This is a genomic window from Candidatus Culexarchaeum yellowstonense (assembly GCF_024707025.1).
Lineage (GTDB): Archaea > Thermoproteota > Methanomethylicia > Culexarchaeales > Culexarchaeaceae > Culexarchaeum.
Window position 1 is genome coordinate 1 of record NZ_JANGFQ010000077.1, and the last position, 7,351, is coordinate 7,351.

General features: G+C 38.9%; 8 protein-coding genes. 2 read left to right on the forward strand and 6 right to left on the reverse strand.

Annotated features, from left to right (window positions below):
• On the forward strand, positions 1-699 hold a 699-nt coding region (locus MRT15_RS08060), incomplete at its 5' end, for a proline racemase family protein (RefSeq protein WP_304329567.1).
• A gap of 14 nt (positions 700-713) precedes the next feature.
• A complete protein-coding gene (locus MRT15_RS08065) occupies positions 714-1,667 on the forward strand; it encodes an ornithine cyclodeaminase family protein (protein WP_304329568.1) in 954 nt (317 codons plus the stop codon).
• A 450-nt stretch (positions 1,668-2,117) separates the two neighbouring features.
• Here MRT15_RS08065 and MRT15_RS08070 read toward each other — a convergent pair whose 3' ends face one another.
• From MRT15_RS08070 to MRT15_RS08095, 6 genes are all read right to left on the reverse strand, one after another.
• A complete protein-coding gene (locus MRT15_RS08070) occupies positions 2,118-3,167 on the reverse strand; it encodes a branched-chain amino acid ABC transporter permease (RefSeq protein WP_369684964.1) in 1,050 nt (349 codons plus the stop codon).
• A complete protein-coding gene (locus MRT15_RS08075) occupies positions 3,167-4,111 on the reverse strand; it encodes a branched-chain amino acid ABC transporter permease (RefSeq protein WP_304329569.1) in 945 nt (314 codons plus the stop codon). Before MRT15_RS08075 ends, MRT15_RS08070 begins: the two co-directional genes overlap by 1 nt.
• A gap of 10 nt (positions 4,112-4,121) precedes the next feature.
• On the reverse strand, positions 4,122-4,838 hold the full coding sequence (locus tag MRT15_RS08080; RefSeq protein ID WP_304329570.1) for an ABC transporter ATP-binding protein: 717 nt from the start codon (positions 4,836-4,838) through the stop codon (positions 4,122-4,124).
• A gap of 2 nt (positions 4,839-4,840) precedes the next feature.
• Positions 4,841-5,590: an ABC transporter ATP-binding protein gene (locus MRT15_RS08085; RefSeq protein ID WP_304329571.1), complete on the reverse strand. Its 750-nt coding sequence runs from the start codon at positions 5,588-5,590 to the stop codon at positions 4,841-4,843.
• Between the two features lie 35 nt (positions 5,591-5,625).
• Positions 5,626-6,867, reverse strand: coding sequence for an ABC transporter substrate-binding protein (locus MRT15_RS08090; protein ID WP_304329572.1), 1,242 nt, complete (start codon positions 6,865-6,867; stop codon positions 5,626-5,628).
• Positions 6,868-7,162: 295 nt separating this feature from the next.
• Positions 7,163-7,351, reverse strand: a 189-nt coding sequence (locus MRT15_RS08095; protein WP_304329573.1) for a DNA/RNA nuclease SfsA, incomplete at its 5' end; no start/stop codon positions are given.

A 7,351-nucleotide genomic window follows, 5' to 3' on the forward strand; every position in this document is an offset into this window, starting at 1 on the left:
GAGCAAGGTATGGTTGAAGTTAAGGAACCAGTAACTGAGATAACTCTCGATACTGCTGCTGGACTCGTCAAAGTTGAGGCTAATGTTAAAGATGGTGAAGTTCAAGAAATATCCTTTGAAGGCGTCCCCTCCTTCTACCAAGAATCGAGGAAAATTAAAGTTCCTGACATAGGCGAAATCAATGTGGATGTAGCCTTCGGAGGACTATATTACGTATTTGTTAATCCAGATGAAGTCGGTGTTCAAGTTAAACCTGAAAACGCAAAAGAATTGATTCGCATTGGTATGAAAATACTTAAAGCTGCAAACGATCAAATTAAAGTTGCTCATCCAGAAAACCCAGAGTTAAATAAGATTGAGTTGGTAACCTTCTCAGCAAAGCCCATTAAACCTACACATCATGGTAGGCATGCAAATGTTTATTCAGATACCATATGCGTCTCCCCAGCAGGGACATCCGTCAGCGCTAAACTAGCTACACTTTGGGCTAAGGGAATGCTTAAAACTGGAGAACGGCTAATAATTGAGAGCCTAGTAAATCCAGACCTAACCATGACCGGTGAAATATGCAAAGAAACCAAGGTTGGCATGTACAAAGCAATAGTACCAAAGTTATCCGCTAAAGCGTATATCATAGGTTTACAGCACTGCATTTTGGAGAAAGATGACCCAATAAAGTATGGTTTCATATTAGGCTAGGGGGGATATCCCCCATGCTTTTTTTAAATGAAAACGACATACAACGTCTTTTAACTATGAGGGAAGCCATAGATGCTGTTGAAGAAGCTTTCAAAGAACTACAGCTTGGAGAAGCCATAATGCCAGAACGCACAACAATCATGTTGAAAAATGGAAGCATCTCCCAAATGAGCGCATACCTAAAGAGAGCAAATGTAGCTATAACAAAGGTTTTTGGAATATTCCCAAAGAACATTGAGTACAACCTTCCCACAACAGTAGCCACCCTCATAGTCTATGATACGGAAACTGGGAAAGTATCTGCAATAATGGATGCTGCACATCTAACTGCAATGAGAACTGGAGCTGTAAGTGGAGTTGCGACAAAATACCTTTCAAGAAAGGACTCAAAATATGTTGGAATAATAGGTTGTGGAGTGCAAGGTAGAACCCAATTATGGGCAGTTAAAGAAGTAAGGGAAATAGAGAAAGCCTACGCCTATGATAAAGTAGTAAGTGCAAGAAAGACATTCGCCGAAGAAATGTCTAAGAAATTAGGGATAGACGTAATACCTGTAGATTCAGCTCAAGATGCTGTAAGAAATAGTGACATAGTAATTACTGCTACAACATCCATTGAACCCGTAGTTAAAGGTGAATGGTTGAGGAGGGGGGTTCACATTAATGCTATAGGCTCCTATTATCCCCATGCAAGAGAGCTAGACACCGAAACCATAGTGAAATCAAAGGTGGTTGTGGACTTAAGAAGTGCAGCATTAAAAGAAGCTGGGGACATAATACTGCCAATCAAGGAAGGGGCAATTACAGAAAACCATATCTACGCCGAATTGGGGGAAATAGTTACAGGCAAAAAACCTGGAAGAGTCGATGAAAATGAAATAACTGTCTTTAAATCAGTTGGTTTAGCAATACAAGACGCAGCGGTCGCCGGACTAATCATTAAGAAATTTAAGCTACATTTTAAATAGAATGGTTAACTAAAAATTATAATTTATTTTTTAATTTTAAAATAAATAGAGTGATATTTGGATTTAGTAGCGCAATGCCTGTCACATCGATTATTTTAGCTCTGGATAATATTTCAAAACTTCTGGATTAACGATGTTCTTTGGTTTTATACCTTTGAAAAATCTAACAACTTCTTCTGCAGAAGAACGCCGTAAGTCAGCGTTAGCTCCCTCGTTATACCATGCAATATGGGGCGTGATAATGCAGTTGTCAAACTTTAAAAGGAATGTCTTTTTCTAAAATTCTTTTTCAAAAACGTCTAATGCTGCAGCTTGAATTAAATGATTCTTTAAAGTTTCATAAACTGCTTTTCCATTCATTATAACTTCACGAAACGCATTCTCTTTGTTTAAAGTGTTGAGTAATATGGTTGGTTGAATCATAAAAATAAAAGTTTCTTTTTCATTTTATCAACTATATTTTTTACTGCTTTCCCCAACAATTTCTTCTAATTTAGTCTTGGGTATTGTTTGGCTGGGCTTTTCTTTTATAAGGCCTGAAGGTCTGAAAATTAATATTGCAATCATTATTGAGCCTAATAGGAGATACTCTAACCAGACCACATCGAATGGGAGGAAGGCAAATGCATGTTTATAGAACACTATCAGTTTTTGTAGGGCGATGAAAATAAAGGTGCCTAACATTACACCGAAATTGTTCCCCATTCCTCCCAGTATCACCATGAGCCATGGAAGGAAAGTCCATTCTAATCGTCCATAAGCAGCTGGACCAACATAACATACGTAGAAGGCGTAGAGGGCTCCTCCCAAGCTACAAATCATTGAACCGATAACTAAGGCTTCCATCCTATATTTAGTTATATCTTTCCCCATAGCCATAGCTGCTACTTCATTATCTCTCATTGCTCGAAACGTTCTAGATATAGGCGATCTTGCTATTAACTCGAGAATAAACAGTATCCCTAATGCCGCTATAACGAGTACAAGTGAGATCACGGTGAATCGGTTTCCACCTAACCAGCTCCATGTATCTGGCACAAGTACTCCTATAACTCCCCCTACTAATGGGTCGTAACTCTGCCCTATTATTGATAAAATTTCACCTAGCGCTAAGAGTGTAATAGCCAAATAATCGCTTCTTAATCTAATAGCTGGATATGCTGATATGAAGCCCAATACGCCACCTATGGCAACGGCAACTATGAGCGTTAAGATGAATACAGCTAATCCAATTAGTGGTTGAGCTTGAATATGAGAGTTAATCTGAGAAACAATTATAGCATTATTTTTCAAGATGTCTGCTCCAAGTTGAGAGTCTATATTGAAGATCCACATACATAATCTTACTGGAAGCCATCCAACGGTGTAAGCTCCACCAGTAACTGCTAAAACTAAGCCAAAATTTGGTATACCAGCATATCCAAGTTGCAGATTCAAAGCGAGGTTTATTATGAGATATATAGCGAAGAGTGCAACTAAATCTATTATGAATAAGAAAATTAGATTTTCCGTTTAGGTTCACCTCCAAACTTAATAATTGTCAAGATCTTCCTCCAATTTATTTTTGCAATTCCATAAGGAGCATACAGCAAAGCTAAGGCTAAAATTACCATGGGAATTAAAGATTTATATAGAATCACGGATGGCCCAAAAACCATAGACAAAGCTGATGTCCCAAGGATTTGTGTAAATCCAACGAGAAATCCTCCTAAAACGGTCCCATATATCTCTTCAACACCACCTACGATACTAACACAAAACATTACTGCAATTAAAGAATCACCTAAAACAGGTTTACCTTGAATCCACAATGGAAGAAGACCGCCTGCAACCCCTGCTAATCCACCTGAAATAAGCCATGAAAACAGGTTTGTATGCATTACATTTATTCCACTTATGCTCGCTAATGTTGGATTGGATACACATGCCCTAAGTGCAGTACCGATCTTCGTGTAATTGAGAACGTAATATAGAGCTGTCAAGAAAGTTATTAAAAGCAATAATGACGTCCAGAAAATGCCTGGCATATTAAGAAACATAAAGTCCAATTTCCTTAAAAGGAAGTTTTTTGATGGAAGGCTGAAGGTATTCTGTAAGTAGTCCGCATAAATATTTATAATACTTAACATTACAAGGTCGAAGGCAAGAGTACTTATAAGCATTATTGTTGTGGAGGCCCCCCTCTTTCTCAAAGTCTCTATAATCAACATGTACTCCAATACTGCAATCACTGCACTAAATATAAAGGCTAAAGGTAAATAAATGTATGGGTTTCCTCCAAAAAAACTAGTACATGTGAAAATTACGTATGCACCTATAGTCACAAGACCGGCATGAGCAATGTTCCACACACCCGTAGTTCTACGTACAAAGCTAAGACCGAAAGTCATTATACCAAGAAGTGAGGAGTAGGTTATGGCGTCTATCAGTGTTGGAGGAATCATCTCAAACACCTTACATTTTGCCTTTCAATCCTAAATAAAGTTCAATTAACTCTTCACATTGTAATAGTTCATCAGGCTTCCCTGAGAAAACACTTCTACCACTAACTATTAAATACGTCCTATCACTGATTTCCAGCGCCTTTTTAGCATTCTGCTCTACAAGTATTACGCCGATACTAAGCTTATCTCTTAATTCAACGATTTTCTCTACAACTTTTCGACATACTAGAGGGGCAAGCCCTGCCAATGGCTCATCTAGCATTATGAGTCGCGGTTTCTTCATCAAAGCCATAGCTATTGCAAGCATCTGCCTCTCCCCACCACTAAGTGTGCCAGCCTTTCTAGAGAGGAATGGTTCCAGCACTGGGAAGAGGGAGAGAACTTCGTCCATAGTATCCCTCAACTCCTTCACATTTAAAATGTAGCCAGCCATTTTCAAATTCTCCTCAACCGATAAATCAGAGAATACATTATTCATTTGGGGGAGATAGGAGATTCCAATTTTCGAAATTTGATGTGGCAGCATACCGTTAATTCGTATTCCATCAAAAGTTATGGAGCCCGAGAAAATGTCTGCCAATCCAAAAATACTATTGAGGAGTGTAGTCTTCCCACTCCCATTAGGCCCTATAACCGACACTATTTCAGATCTATTACATTTAAGGTTTATATCAAATAAAACATGAAACTTTCCATAACCTGCATTTAAATTGCTAACGTCTAGCAAAACTATTCACCCATATAAACCTTCTTCACAAGTGAATCGCCAACTATTTGTTGAGGCACTCCCTCAGAAATTATCTTACCATTATGCATAACATAAACATAATCAGCAAACTTCAATGCAATATCCAACCTATGCTCTATTATCAAGAATGTTAGCCCCCTTTCATCTCTAAGTTTCCTAAATAGTAGAAATATTTCATTAGCTAGTTTTGGAGAAACACCACCTATAGGCTCGTCTAAAATAGCCATTTTAGCATCAGCCATTAATGCCCTCCCTATTTCAACCAACTTCAAATGTCCAGCTGGCAAAGCTGTTACTGGCGTATTCCAAAATTCAATGATATTTAAGGTTCTCATAACCTCCATCGCTTTTTTCACAAGATTCTCTTCATATTCAATCCATTTACCTCTATTTAAGCATTTCATAAGATATTCTCCTGGGTTCCCCCTCCCAGCAACCAAAAGATTTTCTAGTACCGTCAAACTTGGAAAAAGAGAGGGTATTTGGAATGTCCTTATGATATTCTTCTCATATATCTTATTCATTGGTAATCCAGTTATGTCTTCTCCCTCAAAGTAAACTTTTCCACCATCAGGTTTCAGATAGCCTGTAATAACATTGATAAGTGTTGTCTTACCACTACCGTTAGGTCCTATGAGCAGTGTTATCTTTCGTCGCTCAGCCTTTAAATTGACGCCATCCACAGCTTTTAATCCACCAAAGTACTTCTTAACACCCTGAACTACGAGCATTAGGGTATCAGCCTCTAATCACAAGTTAAGCTATGCTAACCCCAAACTACGCTACCCATTGATGCAATGTACTTAGCAACTGCAACCCATTTATATTCTGTGCCAACCCGCTTTACCTGGTAAAAGATTATGTCTAACCCAGTTCTATCGCCTGTTTCATCCAATTCAGTCCATCCACTTGCTCCAAAATAGTTATTCGCCACATATGGAACAACTTTCTGGATAGCTTCACCACTATACACGCCTGCTTGTAAAATTGAGAGAGCTGCAACCCATGCGCAGTCGTAGGCGATTAAGCTGTAAATGTCGGGTTCCTCTCCAAGTTTCCTTTTAACGTAATCAATCACCTTAGCCTTTTTAGGTGAATCGGGAGCATAGTAGAATCCGGCTAGCAATTGTACATGTGCGGCAACGTCACCGGCATCTCGTAATATCACGCTACTTAGAGCTATTGCATCCCCACCAAACCATCTAACGGAAAGCGTTATGCTGTTCCGCGCTTTAGCTTGGGCTAAAACCATAGCCAAATCTTCCCAAGTCAACGTTTGAATAGCTACTTTGTCAGCACCATATTTACTGATAGCAGGTCCAACGGCACTCTCCAATGCCTGCAACTCTGAAGTAAACTCAGTTGTTCCAGGTTCATACTCAACATATACTAGAACTTCACCACCCAACTTTTCAAATTCCTTCTTAAACATACGTGCTATCGAAATATCGCATGGATCCTTCCTCTGCAGAATTGCTACGTGACGGATGCCTAAACCATATACAAGCCTTGCCAACGCTATACCTTCCATATCATCGTGTGGAATAAGCCTGAATATGTAATCTCCTGCAACGCCAAGTTCCGCAACAGTTGAGAATGGAGTTATTACAACTATCTTATTGGTATCCGCATACCCCTTAATGGCTTGTATATCAGCACTGCAAAGTAAACCTGTCACTACCTTGACACCCTTCGCTGCTAAGGTTTGAACTTTCTGTAATGCAATGTCTGCCTTGGTTTCCGTGTTTTCATAATAGAACTTGAAGGTTACAGGTAAACCAGCACTTTTAACAAAGCTATTAATTTCGCTCTCAGCTAGTTCAACGCAAGCTTTCCCCCTAGCCCCATAACTGGCAAAATCTCCTGTTAAAGGAAGCAAAACACCAATGGGTATTTCACCGCTCAAACCCGCTGGTGGAGCAGGCCCCTTAGGAATCACGTATCCAATGCCTACCCCAACTACTAAAGCTATTAAAACTGCAACTATTAAGACCTTTTTAAATTCCATTTTATCCACCCTCACAATTATACTATTTTTAATGTGTATATATGTGTTACGATAGCACATTTTAATTTGGTGAAAGAAAGTGAAAATTGATCACTTAATATGCGTGATATTAAGCAGGAAGGAAGTTAAGGAAGTTTTGGAAACCTATGTATCGAGGGATAGCCGCACTTGAACTATACTGATAGCTAATCTAAGAGTTCTAGAAGATTGTTCGACCCTCATACCCCTATTCAACCTCCATAGTAAAATATTAGAGTTTAACAATGAATAAGATTCTTTAAAGCAAGCAGTAGAGCTAAGTGAATTGAATTGGAAGCATGCCACCCCATGAAATTTCCATGGAATCCACATTCAAAACAACTTTGCAGGCATAAACTTTAACTCCAAGACCATAAGCCTCCAATAAAGCTTTTGAGAATTCCTCATCCACATCCCAATTGGGCTTGAAAATCTCAGCTTCAGGGTGTGTAACTAGGAAGAAGAT